19 protein-coding genes are annotated in these 18,265 nt (G+C 66.2%); 12 read left to right on the forward strand and 7 right to left on the reverse strand.

Features of this window, described 5'->3' with window-relative positions; all coding sequences use genetic code 11:
* Positions 1-17: 17 nt before the first annotated feature.
* On the forward strand, positions 18-317 hold the full coding sequence (locus tag ISS20_RS00840; RefSeq protein ID WP_291432784.1) for a putative quinol monooxygenase: 300 nt from the start codon (positions 18-20) through the stop codon (positions 315-317).
* A gap of 120 nt (positions 318-437) precedes the next feature.
* Entirely contained in the window at positions 438-1,103 is a 666-nt protein-coding gene (gene gph, locus ISS20_RS00845; protein ID WP_291432785.1) for a phosphoglycolate phosphatase, read from the forward strand.
* A gap of 38 nt (positions 1,104-1,141) precedes the next feature.
* Here the strand turns inward: gph and ISS20_RS00850 are convergent, their stop codons facing one another.
* The gene (locus tag ISS20_RS00850; protein ID WP_291432786.1) at positions 1,142-2,791 is read right to left on the reverse strand and encodes a methyl-accepting chemotaxis protein; all 1,650 of its coding nucleotides are present in this window, start codon (positions 2,789-2,791) and stop codon (positions 1,142-1,144) included.
* Between the two features lie 280 nt (positions 2,792-3,071).
* Positions 3,072-3,671: a chalcone isomerase family protein gene (locus ISS20_RS00855; protein WP_291432787.1), complete on the reverse strand. Its 600-nt coding sequence runs from the start codon at positions 3,669-3,671 to the stop codon at positions 3,072-3,074.
* Between the two features lie 361 nt (positions 3,672-4,032).
* On the opposite strand from ISS20_RS00855, the gene trpE reads away from it, so the two are divergent.
* The 8 genes from trpE (at position 4,033) to ISS20_RS00895 (ending at position 9,921) form a co-directional block, all read left to right on the forward strand.
* A complete protein-coding gene (gene trpE / locus ISS20_RS00860; protein ID WP_291432788.1) occupies positions 4,033-5,532 on the forward strand; it encodes an anthranilate synthase component I in 1,500 nt (499 codons plus the stop codon).
* On the forward strand, positions 5,529-5,864 hold the full coding sequence (locus tag ISS20_RS00865; RefSeq protein WP_291432789.1) for a chorismate mutase: 336 nt from the start codon (positions 5,529-5,531) through the stop codon (positions 5,862-5,864). Before trpE ends, ISS20_RS00865 begins: the two co-directional genes overlap by 4 nt.
* On the forward strand, positions 5,861-6,445 hold the full coding sequence (locus ISS20_RS00870; RefSeq protein ID WP_291432790.1) for an aminodeoxychorismate/anthranilate synthase component II: 585 nt from the start codon (positions 5,861-5,863) through the stop codon (positions 6,443-6,445). Before ISS20_RS00865 ends, ISS20_RS00870 begins: the two co-directional genes overlap by 4 nt.
* Positions 6,442-7,113, forward strand: coding sequence for a LysE family translocator (locus tag ISS20_RS00875; protein ID WP_121941201.1), 672 nt, complete (start codon positions 6,442-6,444; stop codon positions 7,111-7,113). The genes ISS20_RS00870 and ISS20_RS00875 overlap by 4 nt, the downstream gene beginning before the upstream one ends.
* 17 nt (positions 7,114-7,130) lie before the next feature.
* Positions 7,131-8,168, forward strand: a complete 1,038-nt coding sequence (trpD, locus tag ISS20_RS00880; RefSeq protein ID WP_291432791.1) for an anthranilate phosphoribosyltransferase — start codon at positions 7,131-7,133, stop codon at positions 8,166-8,168.
* Positions 8,169-8,188: 20 nt separating this feature from the next.
* Positions 8,189-8,338 carry a hypothetical protein gene (locus ISS20_RS00885; RefSeq protein ID WP_291432792.1) on the forward strand — a complete coding sequence of 50 codons (150 nt, stop codon included), beginning with the start codon at positions 8,189-8,191 and terminating at the stop codon, positions 8,336-8,338.
* Complete coding sequence (trpC, locus tag ISS20_RS00890) at positions 8,331-9,134, forward strand: indole-3-glycerol phosphate synthase TrpC (protein WP_291432793.1); 804 nt, start codon at positions 8,331-8,333, stop codon at positions 9,132-9,134. The genes ISS20_RS00885 and trpC overlap by 8 nt, the downstream gene beginning before the upstream one ends.
* Positions 9,135-9,204: 70 nt before the next feature.
* Positions 9,205-9,921, forward strand: a complete 717-nt coding sequence (locus ISS20_RS00895; protein ID WP_291432794.1) for a uracil-DNA glycosylase — start codon at positions 9,205-9,207, stop codon at positions 9,919-9,921.
* Positions 9,922-9,933: 12 nt separating this feature from the next.
* On the opposite strand, the gene ISS20_RS00900 is transcribed toward ISS20_RS00895, so the two are convergent.
* On the reverse strand, positions 9,934-10,845 hold the full coding sequence (locus tag ISS20_RS00900; protein ID WP_291432795.1) for a LysR family transcriptional regulator: 912 nt from the start codon (positions 10,843-10,845) through the stop codon (positions 9,934-9,936).
* Between the two features lie 152 nt (positions 10,846-10,997).
* On the opposite strand from ISS20_RS00900, the gene ISS20_RS00905 reads away from it, so the two are divergent.
* Both ISS20_RS00905 and ISS20_RS00910 read left to right on the forward strand, forming a co-directional pair.
* A complete protein-coding gene (locus ISS20_RS00905) occupies positions 10,998-11,981 on the forward strand; it encodes a tripartite tricarboxylate transporter substrate binding protein (protein WP_291432796.1) in 984 nt (327 codons plus the stop codon).
* 166 nt (positions 11,982-12,147) lie between these two features.
* Entirely contained in the window at positions 12,148-13,749 is a 1,602-nt protein-coding gene (locus tag ISS20_RS00910) for a gamma-glutamyltransferase family protein (protein WP_291432797.1), read from the forward strand.
* A 107-nt stretch (positions 13,750-13,856) separates the two neighbouring features.
* Here ISS20_RS00910 and ISS20_RS00915 read toward each other — a convergent pair whose 3' ends face one another.
* The 4 genes from ISS20_RS00915 to ISS20_RS00930 all read right to left on the reverse strand — a co-directional run bounded on the left by ISS20_RS00915 (position 13,857) and on the right by ISS20_RS00930 (position 18,261).
* Complete coding sequence (locus tag ISS20_RS00915; protein WP_291432799.1) at positions 13,857-14,768, reverse strand: DMT family transporter; 912 nt, start codon at positions 14,766-14,768, stop codon at positions 13,857-13,859.
* Positions 14,765-15,928, reverse strand: a complete 1,164-nt coding sequence (gene queA / locus ISS20_RS00920) for a tRNA preQ1(34) S-adenosylmethionine ribosyltransferase-isomerase QueA (RefSeq protein ID WP_291432800.1) — start codon at positions 15,926-15,928, stop codon at positions 14,765-14,767. The genes ISS20_RS00915 and queA overlap by 4 nt, the downstream gene beginning before the upstream one ends.
* An 86-nt stretch (positions 15,929-16,014) precedes the next feature.
* Entirely contained in the window at positions 16,015-16,977 is a 963-nt protein-coding gene (locus ISS20_RS00925; RefSeq protein ID WP_291432802.1) for a 1-phosphofructokinase family hexose kinase, read from the reverse strand.
* Positions 16,978-16,980: 3 nt separating this feature from the next.
* On the reverse strand, positions 16,981-18,261 hold the full coding sequence (locus ISS20_RS00930; protein WP_291432804.1) for an HD-GYP domain-containing protein: 1,281 nt from the start codon (positions 18,259-18,261) through the stop codon (positions 16,981-16,983).
* Positions 18,262-18,265: the final 4 nt, after the last annotated feature.

Genomic DNA, 18,265 nt, shown 5'->3' on the forward strand with positions numbered 1-18,265 from the left:
CCACCACAAGGCACACCATGATCCTCGTTAGCGGCCATGCCATCGCTCGCAAAGAAACCGAAGCCGCCGTAGAGCGCCTTGCCGTGGAGCATGTGCTGCGTTCCCGCGCGGAGACGGGATGTGTGTCCCACGACGTGAGCCGCGATGTGTTGCAGCCGCTGCGTTTCGTGTTTGTAGAGCGCTGGAGCGACATGGCGGCCCTGCAGACCCACTTCCGGTTGGAGGCTTCGCGGAAGTTTGCGCACGCCATCACAGAACTCTGCGAAGCCAGCCCGCAGATGACCATCTACCAGGCCGAAGTCCTTCACACAGGTTGACGAGGCCGGTGGCCGCGTGTGCCGCCACCGGCCCCGGGGGCGTTGGCGCCCTTACCATGCACGGCATTCCAAACTTCTTCCTCGGCCGTTGTGAACCTTATTCCGCTTCCCCCGTCCTGCGTGGACGCTGCGATCATCGACCTGGACGGCACCATGGTGGACACGCTGGGCGACTTCAGCGAAGCGCTCAACCGCATGCTGCAGGACCTGGGCCTGTCGCCCATCGACGCGGGCTCGATCGAGTCCATGGTGGGCAAAGGCTCCGAACATTTGCTGCGTTCAGTGCTAAAACATGTGCTTCCGCTCGAAGGTATTGATGATGTTGCTATCAAAATTGAATCGCTTTATCCCTCTGCCTGGGCCAGCTACCAGCGCCACTACCTAGCGATCAATGGCCAGTTTGCCGGGGTGTACGACGGCGTGGAGGCCGGATTGCAAGCGCTGCGCGCCCGGGGGCTGCGCCTGGCCTGCCTGACCAACAAACCCACCAGTTTTGCGCTGCCTTTGCTGGAGTTGAAGGGGCTCGCCGGGTACTTTGAATATGTGTTTGGCGGAGATGCGTTCGAACGCAAGAAGCCCGATCCGTTGCCGCTTCTCAAGACTTGCGAGGCCCTGGGCACCAGCCCAGCACGCACGCTGATGGTGGGCGACTCCAGCAACGATGCGCAGGCCGCGCGCGCTGCCGGGTGCCCGGTGGTGCTGGTCACCTACGGCTACAACCACGGCCAGCCGGTGCGGGCCGTGGATGCCGATGGGTTTGTGGATTCGCTGGCGCAGCTGGCCTGAGCGCGCCTATTCTGTCCTCTTTCTTTCCTTCTTTTCTCTCAGGCCGTTAACTGGCGCGGCGCCACGGCGCGGTAGTCCAGCCGCGATGCGCTGGTGCCACCACTGCGCGCGGGGGCGGGCATGGTGTCGCCTTGGCGGGCTGCGTGGGCTGACAGCCGGAACACTGCCACCGCATCCACGAGCTGCCCCGCCTGGGTCTTGAGGCTGTCGGCCGCAGCGGCGCTTTGCTCCACCAGGGCGGCGTTCTGCTGGGTGGCCTGGTCCATCTGGGTGATGGCCTCGCCCACCTGGCTGACGCCCTGGCTCTGCTCGCTGCTGGCGGCGCTGATCTCGCCCATGATGTCGGTCACGCGGCGGATGGAGGCGACTACTTCGCTCATTGTGGCGCCCGCCTTGTCCACCAGGGCCGTGCCGCGCTCCACGCGTTCCACGCTTGTGCCGATCAGGCCCTTGATCTCCTTGGCCGCCTCAGCGCTGCGCTGGGCCAGGCTGCGTACCTCGCCCGCCACCACCGCAAAGCCCCGTCCCTGTTCGCCTGCGCGCGCGGCTTCGACGGCCGCGTTCAACGCCAGGATGTTGGTCTGGAAGGCGATGCCATCGATCACGCTGATGATGTCGGCAATTTTGCGGCTGCTGTCGTTGATGCCCTTCATGGTGTCCACCACCTCGGCCACCACGTCGCCGCCCTGCTGGGCCACGGTGGATGCACTCACGGCCAGCTGGTTCGCGGTGCGGGCGTTGTCGGCGTTTTGGCGCACGGTGGAGCCCAGTTCTTCCATCGATGCGGCAGTTTCTTCCAGTGCGCTGGCTTGTTGCTCTGTACGGGCACTCAGGTCGTTGTTGCCCGATGCGATTTCGGCACTGGCAGTGGCCACACCTTCGGCGCTGTGGCGCACGTTGCCCACGATGGTGGCCAGGCGTGATTGCATGGTGGACAGCGCCTGCAGCAACTGGCCGGTCTCGTCACTGCCACTGGCGGTGATGGGGTGAGTCAGGTCGCCATCTGCGATGCTCTCGGCAGCTTGCTGACCCTGCTGCAGGGGGCGCACGATGGAGCGGGTAACCGTCAGGCCCATCAATGCACCGAGCGCAACGGCTACCAGCGTGCCCACGCCCAGCAGCACCTGGCTGGCCTTGGCCAGGGTGGAGGTGTCGGCCTGGCTTTCGGCCAGCTGGGCGGCCATGGTCTTGCGCAGGTCGTCGAGGGATTGGAGGTATTTGTCTGCCAGCGGGCGCAGGTCCTTGTCTACCAGGGAGGGCACATTGGGTTCGCCACCACGGTGCAGTTCGCGGATTTCGTTGAGCTTGTCGTTGTAGGCCTGCCGGGCCGTCGCAATCGCTGCAAGAAGCCCCTTGGCCCGGTCACCTTGCACGAGGGCCTCAATGCGCTTGACCTTGGCTTCCATGTCCTTCGCCGTTGCCTGCGTGTCGGCGGTGAGCTTGTCCATGTAGTCGCGGTCGATGGCCTTGAGGAAGGCCTCGGTGCGCACCCAGTTCAGGCGGATGTCCGACGCCCAGTCTTCCACCAGGGTTTGCTGCTCGATCTCCTGGGTGGCTACGCGCTCACTGGCACTTTGAAGGCTGTCAATGCGCCACATCCCTGTGGCCGCAATGAGCGCCGTGATGAGAAGAATGGCGCCGAAGGATGCGCCCAGGCGCAGGCCGACGGAAAGGTTGCTGAGTTTCATGATGGTGTCTGGCGCGAAAGGGGGCAGGGGGCAGAAGGGGCGTTACAGACGGCTCGTTGCGGGGCGCGGGTAGCGCACAAAGCTCGGTTCAGGCCGTGGCCTCGGGCGCTGCGGGTGCACGCAGCGGGAGGCCGGTTGTCGAGTTATCAAAAATAAGCTGGAAGGGTTGTGCAATGGCTGAAGCGAATACTGAGGCACAGGCTACTCCCGGGTAGGGGGCGCGTCTGTCGGGCGCGCGACAGCCTTTGCCGGGAGCGCGTGGGTGTTTGCCCTAGCACAACTAGGACGAGGACTGGGCGGTCTTGCCTAGCAAGGCGTCCTTGAGCTTCCAGTCGGCAGGCGCATTGCCCAGCCAGATACCCAGCAACGCGTTGAAGAACTCAGGCTCCTTGAACGGCTCTCCCTGCGGCTTGCCCTTGACGGTGATGATGGTGCCGGTACCCGGAATCCAGTCGATCTGGAACTGGTCTCCCGCCACCAGCTTCTTGTGGTCCGAGAAGATCTGGCTCATGCGGAGCACCCCAGGAATGAGCTTGGAGAATGCCGCGCGGTCCATGTTGTCCTCCATGCCGCGCGAGAACAGCTTGCCCAGCTCGGTGGAGTCGATGTCGCGCAGCATGGTGATGCTCATGCGCTTGGGGCCCTTCTGGGCCATGACATCGGCGGGCGTGCCGGCTTTCTTTTCAAGATAAAGCCCCGCCGTGTACACCTTGAACACTGCCTTGTAGCGCACCCCTGCGCCGTTGAGCTGCAGGTTGCTGCCGCTCAGGCTGGCGGTTTCTTCGTATTTCACGTCGGCCACGGTAATGGGCTGGGCAATGGCACTGGCTGCCAACAGGCAGGCTCCGGCCATCACAGCGCATCGCGTCAGGAATTTCATGCGCAGTTCCTAAAAAAGAACGGTCGTTCGTTTCAAATTGTTGCAGCGCTCCTGTCGGGCCGCAACAGGGTTTTCGAGTGGTTGTGCGATCTCGCCTTGAGAGTCGTCAACTCAGGCCATGAAAAAAGCTTTGCTACACTTTGGCCCATGTTCATTCACCACGTGTTCATCACAGGTTGCAGCGACCGGGGAGCCTGGCCCTGGCGTCAGCCTGTCGCTTTGAACGCCTGATGGCACCTGGGCAGCAGCCCCAGCGTGCACCCGTGGCCTCCACCCGCAGCGGTGGGGCCGATTGAATGGACCGCAGCGCCCCTTTTTCATTGCACAGGGACACGCGCTGCGACAGCTGGGAGCCCTCCCCGTGATCACAGAACTTGAATTCAAAAGCCTGGCCAGCGAAGGCTACAACCGCATTCCGCTCATGGCCGAGGCCTTTGCGGACCTGGAAACTCCGCTCTCGCTCTATCTGAAGCTGGCGCACACCAAAGACGGCGGCAAGCACAGCTTCCTGCTCGAATCCGTGGTGGGCGGCGAGCGCTTCGGGCGCTACAGCTTCATTGGCCTGCCCGCCCGCACCCTGCTGCGCGCCAGCGGCTTTGGCGACCAAGCCAAGACCGAGGTGGTGACCGACGGTCAGGTGGTCGAGACCGCGCTAGGCAACCCGCTCGATTTCATCGAGGCCTACCAAAAGCGTTTCAAAGTGGCTTTGCGCCCCGGCCTGCCGCGTTTTTGTGGCGGCCTGGCCGGTTACTTCGGCTACGACGCGGTGCGCTACATCGAAAAGAAGCTGGAGACCACCTGCCCACCCGACACCCTGGGCTGCCCCGACATCCTGCTGCTGCAGTGCGAGGAGCTGGCCGTCATCGACAACCTCTCGGGCAAGCTGTACCTCATTGTCTACGCCGACCCGGCCCAGCCCGAGGCGTACGCCAAGGCCAAGAAGCGCCTGCGCGAGCTGAAAGAGCAGCTCAAGTATTCGGTGAGTGCCCCCGTGGTCAAGGCCACCGAAAGCCACCCCGCCCAGCGCGACTTTGCCAATGCCGACTACCTCGCCGCCGTGAACCGTGCCAAGGACCTGATTGCCGCCGGTGACTTCATGCAGGTGCAGGTGGGCCAGCGCATCCACAAGCGCTACACCGAGTCGCCCCTGTCGCTGTACCGCGCGCTGCGTTCGCTGAACCCTTCGCCGTACATGTACTTCTACGACTTTGGCGATTTCCATGTGGTGGGCGCCAGCCCCGAGATCCTGGTGCGCCAGGAGAAGACCGACGAAGGCACCAAGGTCACCATCCGCCCCCTGGCCGGCACCCGCCCGCGCGGCGCCACGCCCGAGAAGGACAAGGCCACCGAGGTTGAACTCATCAACGACCCCAAGGAACGTGCCGAGCACGTGATGCTGATCGACCTGGCGCGCAACGACATCGGCCGCATCGCCAAAACCGGCACCGTGAAGGTGACCGAGGCCTTTGCCGTGGAGCGCTATAGCCACGTGATGCACATCGTGAGCAACGTGGAAGGGATCCTGCACGACGGCATGACCAGCATGGACGTGCTCAAGGCCACCTTCCCCGCCGGCACACTCACCGGCGCGCCCAAGGTGCACGCCATGGAACTCATCGACCAGCTGGAACCCACCAAACGCGGCCTGTACGGCGGCGCCTGCGGCTACCTGAGCTACGCGGGCGATATGGACGTGGCGATTGCGATCCGAACCGGCATTATCAAGAACGGCACGCTGTACGTGCAGGCCGCCGCCGGTGTGGTGGCTGACTCGGTGCCCGAGCTGGAATGGAAAGAAACCGAACACAAGGCCCGTGCGCTGCTGCGTGCAGCAGAGCTGGTCGAGGAGGGGCTGGAATGACCCTCGCTATCACCCGAGTCAAACCCTGCACCACGATGGAGGACGTGCGCCGCGAAGTGAACGCGCTGGACGACGTCCTGGTGCCCTTGCTGGTGGAGCGCGTGGGCTACATGACCCAGGCCGCCCGCATCAAGCAAGGTGTGGAACAGGTGCGCGATGAAGCGCGCATCGAGGCCATCGTGGCCCGCGTGCGCGAACGCGCTGGGGCCGAAGGCGGCGACGCCGACGTGATGGAAGCCATCTACCGCAGCCTCATGGAAGCCTGCATTGCCTATGAACACCGCGAGTTCGCCCGTCTGCGCGAGCCCGCCCTTGCCGGGAGCGCCGCATGAAACTCTTGATGGTCGATAACTACGACAGCTTCACCTACAACATCGTCCAGTACTTTGGTGAACTGGGTGCCGAGGTCGAGGTGTTCCGCAACGACGAGATCACCGTGGCCGAGATCGAGGCGCGCCTCAACGCGGGCCAGCTCGACCGCCTGGTGATTTCGCCCGGCCCCTGCTCCCCGGCTGAGGCGGGCATCTCCGTGGCCGCGATCAAGCACTTTGCCGGCAAGCTGCCCATCCTGGGCGTGTGCCTGGGCCACCAGAGCATTGGCGCGGCCTTCGGCGGCAACATCATCCGCGCGCAGGAGCTGATGCACGGCAAGACCAGCGTCATCACCACCACGCAAAAGGGCGTGTTTGCCGGGTTGCCCGAGCAGTTCACCGTCAACCGCTACCACTCGCTGGCCATTGAGCGCGCCACCTGCCCTGATGTGCTGGAGGTGACGGCGTGGACGGAAGACGGCGAGATCATGGGCGTGCGCCACAAGACGCTGGCGATCGAAGGCGTGCAGTTCCATCCCGAAAGCATCCTCACCGAACACGGCCACGCCATGCTCCAAAACTTTCTGGAGCAGCGCGCATGAGCTTCATCGACGCCCACCAACTGGTGATGTTCATCGCCGCAGGCTGGCTGCTCAACCTCACGCCGGGCCCCGATGTGCTTTACATCGTGACCAATGCGCTCAAGTCCGGCACCCGCGCGGGCATCGTGGCGGGGCTGGGCATCACGGCCGGTTGCTTCGTGCACATCTTTGCGGCCGCCGTGGGCGTGGGTGCGCTGCTGGCCGCATCGGCCACGGCGTTCACCGTGCTCAAGTGGATCGGTGCGGCGTACCTGATGTGGATGGGTGTGCGCATGCTGTTGTCCAAGCCCGGTGCCGATGGGGGCAACAGCGCAGCGCTGGCGGCGGCGCAGGCGGCCCCTGCGCAGCACACACCGCTGCGCAAGGTGTTCCTCGGTGGCTTCTGGACCAATGTGCTCAACCCCAAGGTCGCCATCTTCTTCCTGGCCTTTGTGCCGCAGTTCATCGCGCCGGGCGCGGACAACAAGGCGCTGGCCTTTGTGCTGTTGGGCGTGCTGTTCAACCTCAACGCCATCCCCGTCAACGTGGGCTGGGCGCTGGCGGCATCGTGGATGGCACGGCGCGCCGGGGTGATCCAGCGCGGCATGCACTGGCTGGACCGCGTGGCCGGGGCCATGTTCATCGGCTTCGGGCTCAAGCTGGCCTTCACGGACCAGCCCTCAGCATAAATACCAGGAGACATTCCATGCCCATTACCCCCCAGGAAGCGCTGCAGCGCACCATCGAGCACCGCGAAATCTTCCACGACGAGATGCTGCACCTGATGCGGCTCATCATGAACGGCGAACTCTCGCCCGTCATGACCGCGTCCATCATCACCGGCCTGCGCGTGAAGAAGGAAACCATCGGCGAGATCACCGCAGCCGCGCAGGTGATGCGCGAGTTCAGCACCAAGGTGCACGTCAAGGATGCGACCCACATGGTGGACATCGTGGGCACGGGCGGCGACGGTGCCAACACCTTCAACATCTCCACCTGCTCGATGTTCGTGGCCGCCGCCTCAGGCGCCAAGGTCAGCAAACATGGCGGGCGCGGTGTGTCGAGCAAAAGCGGCAGCGCCGACGTGATGGAGGCCCTGGGCATCCACATCAACCTGAAGCCCGAGCAGATCGCCCAGTGCATCGCTGAAGTGGGCATCGGCTTCATGTTTGCGCCCAACCACCACCCGGCCATGAAGAACGTGGCCCCGGTGCGCAAGGAACTGGGCGTGCGCACCATCTTCAACATCCTGGGCCCGCTGACCAACCCGGCGGGCGCGCCCAACATCTTGATGGGCGTGTTCCACCCCGACCTCGTCGGTATCCAGGTGCGCGCGCTGCAGCGCCTGGGCGCCGAACACGCGCTGGTGGTGTACGGCCGTGATGGCATGGACGAAGTGAGCCTGGGCGCCGCCACGCTGGTGGGCGAGCTGAGAAACGGCCAGATCACCGAATACGAAATCCACCCCGAAGACTTCGGCCTGCCGATGGCGAGCAACCGCGCGCTCAAGGTCGAAACACCCGAGCAGTCGCGCGAGATGCTGATCGGCGTGCTCCAGGGTGAGCCCGGCGCTGCGCAGGACATCGTGTGCCTGAACGCCGGTGTTGCGCTGTACGCCGCCAATGTGGTCGATTCCATCCCAGGCGGCATTGCCAAGGCGCGTGCCGCGATTGCCTCCGGCGCTGCGCTGGCCAAGCTGGAGCAGGTGGTCACGCGCACGCACGCGCTGGCCACAGCGGTCTGATACTGCGGCCTGACCCAGCCATGTGGCACGACCCGAGCACTTGGATCGCATTGGGCGTCTCTGCCCTGTTCATCGCGGCCGGGGTCGTGATGCACCGCGTGTTCACGCGCATTCTGAAACAGGGCTCCGCTGAGCCCACTGAAACCGACAAGGCAGCCAACCATGAGTAGTGACATCCTCAACAAAATCGTGGCCGTCAAGCACGAAGAAGTGGCCGCCGCCAAAAAGCGCCTGCCGTTCGATGCCATGCGCGCCGATGCCGAGAGCCGCGTGCTCACGCGCGACTTTGAAGGCGCATTGCGCGCCAAGATCGCCAAGGGCCAGGCGGCGGTGATTGCCGAGGTCAAGAAAGCCAGCCCCAGCAAGGGCGTGCTGCGCGCTGACTTCGAGCCGGCCGACATTGCGCAAAGCTACATGGAAGGCGATGGCAAGGTCAGCGCGGCCTGCCTGTCGGTGCTGACTGACCGGCAGTTCTTTCAGGGCCAGCCCGACTACCTGAAGCAGGCCCGCGCCAGCACCCTGCTGCCCGTGCTGCGCAAGGACTTCATGGTGGATGCGTACCAGATCTACGAATCCCGCGCCATGGGCGCCGACGCCATCCTGCTGATCGCCGCGAGCCTGGATGACGCCCAGATGGCTGACTTCGAGGCCATTGCCCGCAGCCTGGACATGGCCGTCCTGGTGGAGGTGCACGACCGCGCCGAACTGGAACGGGCGCTCCAACTCAAGACCCCGCTGGTCGGCATCAACAACCGCAACCTGCGCACATTTGAGGTGACGCTGGACACCACGCTGGGCATGTTGAAGGACGTACCTGCTGACCGCCTGCTGGTCACCGAGTCCGGCATCCTCAAGCCCCAGGACGTGAAGACCATGCGCGACGCGGGTGTGCACGCCTTCCTGGTGGGCGAGGCCTTCATGCGGGCGGATGACCCCGGCCTGGCGCTGGCCAAGCTGTTCGCTTGACTGTGATCAATCACTATGTTTTTGATAGCTGCGGGAGCATATGTAACTAGCGCTACCAGCCCATTTCGCCATGAATTCCTCTGAAATGCCCGCCACGCAACTCCAGACGGCCCAACCCGCCGACTGGCCGGTGGCCCCTGGCTGGCAGCCCTTGGTGGACGCCTTTTTTGCAGGCGCGCGTGGGCAGGCGTTGCTCGCTCACTTGCAGGCGCGGCTGCAGGCCGGGGCTGCGATCTTTCCGCCTCAGCCGTTGCGCGCGCTGGACCTGACGCCACCCGAAGACGTGCGCGTGGTCATCCTGGGGCAGGACCCGTACCACGGCCGGGGCCAGGCCGAGGGGCTGGCATTTTCGGTGGCGCCGGGCGTGCGGCTGCCGCCCTCGCTGCAGAACATCTTCAAGGAAATGCAGCGCGACCTGGGGGTGGCGTTTCCCCCGTTCCCGAACCCCGGCGGTAGCCTGGTCAAGTGGGCGAAGAATGGCGTGCTGCTGCTCAACACCTGCCTCACGGTGGAAGAGGGCCAGGCCGCCAGCCATGCAGGCAAGGGCTGGGAAGAGCTGACCGACACCGTCATCCGCCATGTGGCCGAAGGCCCGCGCCCGGTGGTGTTCATGCTCTGGGGCTCGCACGCCCAGTCCAAGCGCGCCTGGATTCCGGCAGACCGGGGGCACCTGGTGCTCACCTCCAACCACCCCTCGCCACTGTCCGCGCTGCGTCCGCCCCTGCCCTTCATCGGCAACGGGCACTTTGGCAAGGCGCGAGATTTTCGCGCGCAGCACGGGTACTGAGCGGCCTTTGCCTCACCCGGGCCCCGGCAACCGCCCCCTGAGCAACTCCAGAAACGCCTGCGCCGCCACCGGCAGGCTGCGCCCGGCCAGGGTCTGGATCTCGACATCGCGCAGGTCCATGCCGGGGTCGCTGATGGGCAGGGCCACGATGGCGTGTTCTGCCACCAGGTGGCGCACGGCGATCTCGCTGGCTACAGACAATCCGCCCCCCTGCTGCACAAAGTTGACCACCGTCTTGACATGGTTGCTGATGAGCACAGCCTCCAGCTGCAGTCCCTGGCGGCTGCAGACGATGTCGATCATCTGGCGGACCGTGGTTTCGGCGGGAGGCAACGCCAAGGGGTATTCGGCCATCTGCGCCAGGGTCACGCTGCCTGCGCCGGCCAGGGGGTGGCCGGGGGGCAGCAGGGCCAGCACCGGGGCGCTCTGGCGGTAGGCCACGTCGATGTCCTTGTGCGGCGCGCGGCTGAAGCACAGTCCAATGTCGGCCGCGCCGCTTCGCACGGCGTCGGGCACCTGGGCGGTCGGCAACGCGATCACGCTGAACTGCACGCCCACATGGGTGCGCTGAAACTCCACACACAGGCGCGGCACCAGCTCGTTGGCAAAGGCGTCGGACGTGGCCAGGCGCACCCGGCCCGCACGAAGGCCCTGCAGGGCACCGATCTCGCCCAGCGCGCGTTCGGCGTCCAGCACCGTTCGGCGCGCGTGCACAGCCAGAATCTCGCCAGCTGCCGTCAGCACCATGCCACGCGGGTGGCGTTCAAAGAGGGGCGTGCCCAGCTGGGTCTCCAGCCCCGCGATCTGGCGGCTCAACGCCGAGGCGGCCACATGCAGGCGGGCTGAAGCTTCGGTGAGCGATCCGCTCTGCGCCACTTCCAGAAAGTAGCGCAGTGTGGTGTCTTGCAGCAGGTGAGGGCGCATGCGGGAGGGTTCTCAGGGGGAGGTGCCCAGTATGCGTCGGTTTGCCGTGATGGCAAAGCAGCTTGCTGAAATGCTGGTGGTCAAGCAAGGCACAGCTTCCTAAGATGAATGAGTCCATCCGTTGTTGTCCGTTTTTTGCTGGAGTGTTGTGTATGCGTCTATTTTCCTGGGGCCGTGGTGTCTGGGGCCTGGCCGGCCTGCTGGTGCTGGCGTCTGCTGCGCAGGCGCAAGCCAACTGGCCAGACCGCCCTGTGCGGGTGATCGTGCCCTTCCCGGCCAGCGGCGCGACCGACCTGGTGGCCCGCGTGGTCACGCAACGTGTAGCGGCAGACCTGGGCCAGCAACTGGTGGTGGACAACAAGCCCGGCGCGGGCGGCACCCTGGGCACGGCCGAGGCGGCCAAGGCCGCCCCCGACGGCTACACCCTGTTGCTGACCACGAGCAGCACGCACGCCATCTCGCCCCACCTTATGCCCAAGCTGGCCTATGACCCGCGCAAGGACTTCACGCCGGTGGCCCATGTGGCCGACGCACCCAGTGTGCTGCTGGTCACCAACTCGCTGCCCGTGAAGACCGTGGGCGAGTTGATTGCGTATGCCAAGGCCAACCCCGGCAAGCTCAACTACGCTACCAGCGGCAACGGCACCATCGTGCACCTGAACACTGCGGCCTTCAGCGCCCAGGCGGGTGTGGAGATGACCCACATTCCCTACAAGGGCACGGCGCTGGCCATCCCCGACCTGATTGCCGGGCAGACGCATGTGCTGTTCGACTCCCTGCCCACCGGCATGCCGCACGCCAAGGCCGGGCGCCTGCGCGCCCTGGCCGTGACCAGCGAAAAGCGCAGCTCGCTGGCCCCCGAGCTGCCCACGCTGGCCGAGTCCGGCCTGCCCGGCTACTCGTCGGTGACCTGGTTCGGTGTGTACCTGCCTGCGGGCGCGCCACCCGCGCTGGTCGAGAAGGTGCACAAGGCCTTTGCCAAGGCCGTGCAGGCGCCCGACGTGGCCGAGAGCCTGGCCAAGCTGGGCGTGGAGCCCGCAGCGCCGCGCACGCCCGCGCAGTTCGCGGCGATGGTGCAGGCCGACAGCAACCGCTGGGCCACGGTGATTCGCCAGCGCAAGATAACCTTAGAATGACATCCCCCTGAGCGGCTTCGCCGCTTACCCTTCTCTCGAATGGCGTTGCCATTCGGGACGGGGGACGACACCCTCGGTGCGGGGCGGCCCTTCCTCGGTGTCCCTCGCCGCCGGCCGTGCCAGTTTTAAACAGACCGCCCTACGCAGGCAACAGATTCGGAACCCTATGAATACCGCATCCCTCGACTGGTCCCTTCCTTACGCATCCCATCGCAGCGCGGTCATGGGCCGCAACGTGGTTTCCACCTCGCAGCCGCTGGCGGCGCAGGCGGGTCTGCGCATGCTGCTGGCCGGGGGCAATGCGGTGGACGCCGCCATTGCCGCCGCCATGGCCCTCACGGTGGTCGAGCCCACAGGCTGCGGCTTGGGCAGCGACGGGTTTGCCATCGTGTGGGACGGCAAGGAGCTGCACGGCCTCAACGCCTCGGGCCGCTCGCCTGCAGCGTGGACGCCGGCGTATTTTGAAAAGCTCGGCGGCATCCCCGAAACCGGCTGGAATGCCGTCACCGTGCCCGGTGCCGTGTCGGCCTGGGTGGCGCTGTCCGAGCGCCTGGGCAAGCTGCCGTTTGCGCAGCTGGCACAGCCTGCCATCGACTACGCCCGCAACGGCTTTCCCGTGTCGCCCACCATTGCGCGGCTGTGGGCGCTGGGTGCGGCCAAGCTGGGGGCCCAGCCCGGGTTTGCCGAGTGCTTCATGCCGAACGGTCGGGTGCCTCAGGCCGGCGAGGTCTTCCGCAGCGAGGCGCACGCCCGCACGCTGGAGCTGATTGCCGAAACCGAGGGCGAGGCCTTTTACCGTGGTGTGATCGCCGAGCGCATCGCGGCGCATTCGCAGGCCCACGGCGGCGCCATGACGCTGGCCGACCTGGCCAGCCACCAGGCCGACTGGGTGGGCACCATCCAGCAGCGCTTCGGTGACTCCGTGATCCACGAGATCCCGCCCAACGGCCAGGGCATCGCCGCGCTGATGGCGCTGGGCATGCTTGATGCTCACGGCGTCGGCACGCACCCGCTGGACAGCGTGGAGACCGTGCACGCCTGCATTGAGGCCATGAAGCTGGCGTTTGCCGACCTGCACCAGTACAACGCCGACATCGACGCCATGCCCGTGAAGCCCGATGCGCTGCTGAGCCCCGACTACCTGCGCAGCCGCGCCGCGCTGATCGACGCCACGCGCGCTGGCGACCCCGGCTACGGCGCGCCGCGCCCGGGCGGCACGGTGTACCTGGCGGCGGCAGATAGCCAGGGCATGATGGTCTCGTTCATCCAGTCCAACTACATGGGCTTCGGCTCGGGCGTGGTGGTGCCAGGCACGGGCATCAGCCTGCAGAACCGGGGCCACGGCTTCAACCTCATCCCTGGCCACGCCAACCAGGTGGCGCCGCGCAAGCGCCCCTCGCACACCATCATCCCCGCGTTTGCCATGCATGCCGATGGCACGCCCCAGATGGCGTTTGGCGTGATGGGCGGCCCCATGCAGAGCCAGGGCCATACGCAGATGGCGCTGCGCGTGCTGCGCTACGGCCAGAACCCACAGGCGGCGGCCGATGCGCCCCGCTGGCGCGTGACGGGCGGCAAGGGCGTGGCCGTGGAGCCGGGCTTTGACCCGTCCGTGGTCGCCGCGCTGCGCGCGCTCGGCCATGAGGTGACCGTGGAAGAGGGCAACGGCGTGTTTGCCTTTGGCGGCGCCCAGCTGGTGCTCAAGAATGGCAACAGCTACATCGCAGGCTCCGACCCGCGCAAGGACGGGCACGCGGCGGCGTTTTGAGCAGAGCCGGGCGCACGCCCGGTTTAGAGTGAATTGCTATTGAATAGATAGCTGCTTGGGCATGTTGCACTAGCGCTACCGGCCAATTTGGCACTTCGAGCAGGCCCTTAGCGAGTCTCGCGCACGGTCAGCCACGCGCTGGCTGCGCCGCTGAACACGATGGCGGCAATGCCCGCCATCGACCAAGCGTCCGGCACATGGCGGTAGACCAGCCAGCCCGCCAGCATCGCAAAGCCGATCTGTGAATACAGAAACGGCGCAATCGTCACCGGCGTTGTGCGCGCATAGGCGTTGAGCAGCAGCATGTGGCCCACTGCGCTGGACAGGCCCATGGTGAACATGCCGGCCCACATCCACGGGTCGGTGATGGACTGCCACACAAACGGCACCCCCAGCGACACCAGCGCCGTGGCGATCCAGCTGGTGTAGAGCTGGGTGGTAGCGGGGCTCTCGTGCCCGGCCATCTTGCTGCTGATGACCTGGTAACCCGTGCCCGATGCCAGCAGGCACAGTGGCCACAGCAGGGCCCAGGTGAAGGCGTCGCTGCCCGGGCGGATGATGGCCAGCGTGCCCGTGAGGCCGATGGCCACCAGCAGCCAGCGCCAGGCGCTCACGCGCTGGTGCAGCCACAGCGCGGCCACCACCGTCACGCACAGCGGCGTGGTGGCCACCACCGCCGTGAACTCGGGCAGAGGCATGTGCATGATGCTGATGAAGCCAAACAGGCTGGTGGCCGTGAACAGCGCACCGCGCAGCGCCTGAAAACGCGGCTGTGTGGTGCGCAGCGCGGCCAGCCCCTCGCGGTGCAGCACAAAGGCCGTGGTTAGCAGCGACTGGAACAGGTAGCGCATCCACAGCGCCATCAGCAGCGGCACGCCCACGCTCACCAGCTTGGTGGCGGTGTCCAGCAACGCGAAGCATGCGCAGGCCACCACCGTCAGCACAATGCCCACCAGGGCTGATCGCAGCCGGGTGCGGCGGGCGTGCAGGTCATCGGTGGCGGGATGCGTGGGACTCACGGCGTGCTGCGTGCGCGCTCCAGCAGCATCGCGTCGCCGTAGCTGAAGAAGCGGTACTGCTGCGCGATCGCGTGCCGATACAGGCCCATGATGTGGGCGTAGCCCGCAAACGCGCTCACCAGCATCATCAGCGTGCTCTTGGGCAGGTGGAAGTTGGTGATCAGCACATCCACCACCTGGAACGCAAAGCCCGGCGTGATGAAGATGTTGGTGTCGCCCGTGGACAGGCCGGTCTTGGCCCAGGATTCGAGCGTGCGCACGGTGGTGGTTCCTACAGCCACCACGCGGCCGCCGCGCTGGCGGCAGCGCTCCAGCGCGGCCAGCGTGGCCAGCGGCACCTCGTACCACTCGCTGTGCATCTGGTGCTCGGCCAGGTTTTCTGTCTTGCAGGGCTGGAAGGTGCCCGCGCCCACATGCAGCGTGACGCTGGCACGCTCGATGCCGCGCGCGGCCAGGTCGGCCAGCACCCCTTCGTCAAAGTGCAGCGCGGCAGTGGGCGCGGCCACGGCGCCAGGGTTGCGCGCAAACACGGTCTGGTAGCGCTGGCTGTCCTCGGCCTCGTCGGGATCGTGGTCGGTGTTCTGGTGGCGCTCGATGTAGGGCGGCAGTGGCAGGTGGCCGTGGCGGTCCATCAGCTCCCAGGGCGACTCGCCTCTCGGGCCGTGCAGCGCAAAGCGGAACAGCGGGCCGTCCTCGGTGGGCCAGCGGCCCAGCAATTGCGCGTCAAAGCCGCCTGCCTTGCGGCCACCGGCCATGTGCACCACGCTGCCGGGCAGGGGTTTTTTGCTGACCTTCATGTGGGCCACGACTTCGTTGCCCTGGCCACCAGCCTCGGCGGGCAGCACGCGCTCGATCAGCAACTCCAGCTTGCCGCCGCTGGCCTTCTCGCCAAAGATGCGCGCCTTGACCACGCGCGTGTCGTTGAACACCAGCAGGTCGCCCGCGCGCAGCAGGCCGGGCAGCTCACGAAAGATGCGGTCCACCGGCTGCATGGCGCGACCATCGAGCAGGCGCGAGGCGCTGCGCTCGGGTGCGGGGTGCTGGGCAATGAGTTCGGGGGGCAGCGAAAAGTCGAAGTCGCTGAGGGTGAACACGCGGGGCGTGAAAGGGCCGCCGGAGGCGAGGGGCGCACTGGTTGCGCCGCTGTAGAGATCAGTCATCGTGCTTGAGGGCCGAACGGGCCCGTGCCAAGGTAAAAATTGCGGAAGGCGCGATTGTCCCACGGGGCTGCGCGCCCTGCAGACTCTCAGTGTTGTGGCTGGGGCGTGAACGCCACGGGCGCGGGCACGTTGTGCACCAGCCGCTGCACATCGTCGGCCTGGGCCAGCGTGGTACCCGGGTGCAGCAAGGCAGCAGCACCAGCGGCCACACCCCAGCGCAGTGCCTCGGCGGGCGCGTCGCCCCTGTCCAGCGCCCAGACCAGCGCTGCCAAAAAGCAGTCCCCCGCGCCCGTTGTGCCGGTGGTGGCGGGCACGTTGAGGGCAGGCGCCTGCCACACGCCCTCGCGCGTGGCCAGCACTGCGCCTTGCTCGCCCACCGACAGGGCCACGGTGTCGGCGGCGCCGCTGTGCACCAGCGACTGGGCGGCAGCGCACCAGTCGGCCGCATGTTCCAGCGGCTGTTGCATCACATCGCGCAGCTCGCGCAGGCTGGGCTTGACCAGGGCCACACCAGCTTGCAGCGCGGCAGTCAGCGGTGGGCCCGAGGTGTCGATCACCACGCGCACTCCCCGGGTCGAGAGCAGTCGCGCCAGTTGTGCATAGAAGTCGTCAGGCGTACCCGGGGGCAGACTGCCACTGGCAATGAGCCAGCGCGGCGATGGGGCATGTGCCGTCAGCGCATCCAGGCAGGCCTGCCACTCGGTGGTTTGCAGCGTGGGGCCGGGCAGTACAAACCGAAACTCCTGGCCCGTGCTGGTCTCAACCACCGAGAAGTTTTCGCGCGTGTCGCCCGCAATGCGCTGCAGCCGCGTGGACACGCCCTCGTCGGCCAGCAGCTGCTGCACCTGTGCGCCCGCTGCGCCACCCGCCAGCGCCCAGGCCAGCACGTCGGCGCTCAGGCGGTGCAGCACCCGCGCTACATTGATGCCGCCGCCGCCCGCAAACCGCCGCACCGGGCCGCAGCGCAGCTTGTGTGTGGGGGCTACGTGGTTGGTGGTGGTCGCCAGGTCGAGCGCGGGGTTGAGCGTCAGGGTGATCAGCGCAGACATGGGCTACCAGACCTTGTCGGGGAAGCCGGACCACAGCTCGTTCAGGTCGGGAAAGCGCCACTTCTCGGGGTCTTCCCGCGCCACGATCTTCTCGGTGCAACCCGGGGCGGACAGGTCCACCATTTCGGGCGGAATGCGCAGGTCGGATTTGGTCGAGAAAAATACCTTGACGATGGGGGTGGTCAGCGCGGTGGGCGATTGCTCCGTCACGATTCCGATGCGGCCCGATGCCAGCCGCACCAGCGAGCCCACGGGGTAGATGCCGATGCTTTTGACAAACGCCTGGAAGATGCGTGCGTCGAAATGGTCCTTGGTCCACTCGGCCATGCGGCGCAGCGACTCGGCCGGGTCCCAGCCGCGCTTGTAGGGCCGGTCGGAGGTGATGGCGTCGTACACATCGCAAATGGCCGTCATGCGTGCGATCACGCTGATGCCGTCGCCCTGCAGTTTGTCCGGGTAGCCCGAGCCATCGATTTTTTCGTGGTGGTGCAGGCAGGCGTCCAGCACCGCGTCGGGCACGTTGCCGCCCTCCTTGAGCATGTGGTAGCCCTCTACCGGGTGGCCGCGCACCACGGTGAACTCCTGGTCGGTGAGCTTGCCGGGCTTGTTGAGCACGGCCAGCGGGATGGCCGCCTTGCCCAGGTCGTGCAGCAGCCCCGCCATGCCAGCGAGCCGCTGCTGGTCTTCCTTGAGTTTGAGCTGCTTGGCCAGGGCCACCATGAGTGCGCACACCGCCACCGAATGCATGTAGGTGTAGTCGTCGGCCGTCTTCAGCCGCGCCAGGCTGATGAGTGCGCCGGGGTTGCGCGTGACGGAGTCCGAAATTTCCTCCACCAGGCTTTGCGCGCCTGCAGAGTCCACCGCCCGGCCCATGCGGGCCTCGTGGAACATGGACACCACGGCTTCCTTGGACTTGACGCAGATGGCGGCGGCCATCTTGAGCTCGCTTTGCATGTCCGCCGGTTTATGGTCCCGCCTGGGTGGCGGCGGTGGAGACGGCAGCGTCACTTTGATGGGAGGCAGGTCTTGCAGCTGGCTGAAGTCGGTCTCGATCTGCGCATCCACCTCCTCGCGGGACATGGATGCAGTGCCCTCCGCCACGTCCAGGCCCTTGTCGGTGTCGATCCAGATTTCCTGGATGGCCGTGGCCTGGATGCGGGCGAGGTCCTTGGGATCCTTGAGCAGGAACTTGGCCCGCCAGAAGGGGTGGTCCATCCACGAGCCGCAAAACTCGTGTAGGTACATGCCCAGGGTCAGGTGTTGGATTTGAATGCGCTTGAGCATGGCG

Source organism: Acidovorax sp., from assembly GCF_016783915.1.
GTDB lineage: Bacteria > Pseudomonadota > Gammaproteobacteria > Burkholderiales > Burkholderiaceae_C > Acidovorax.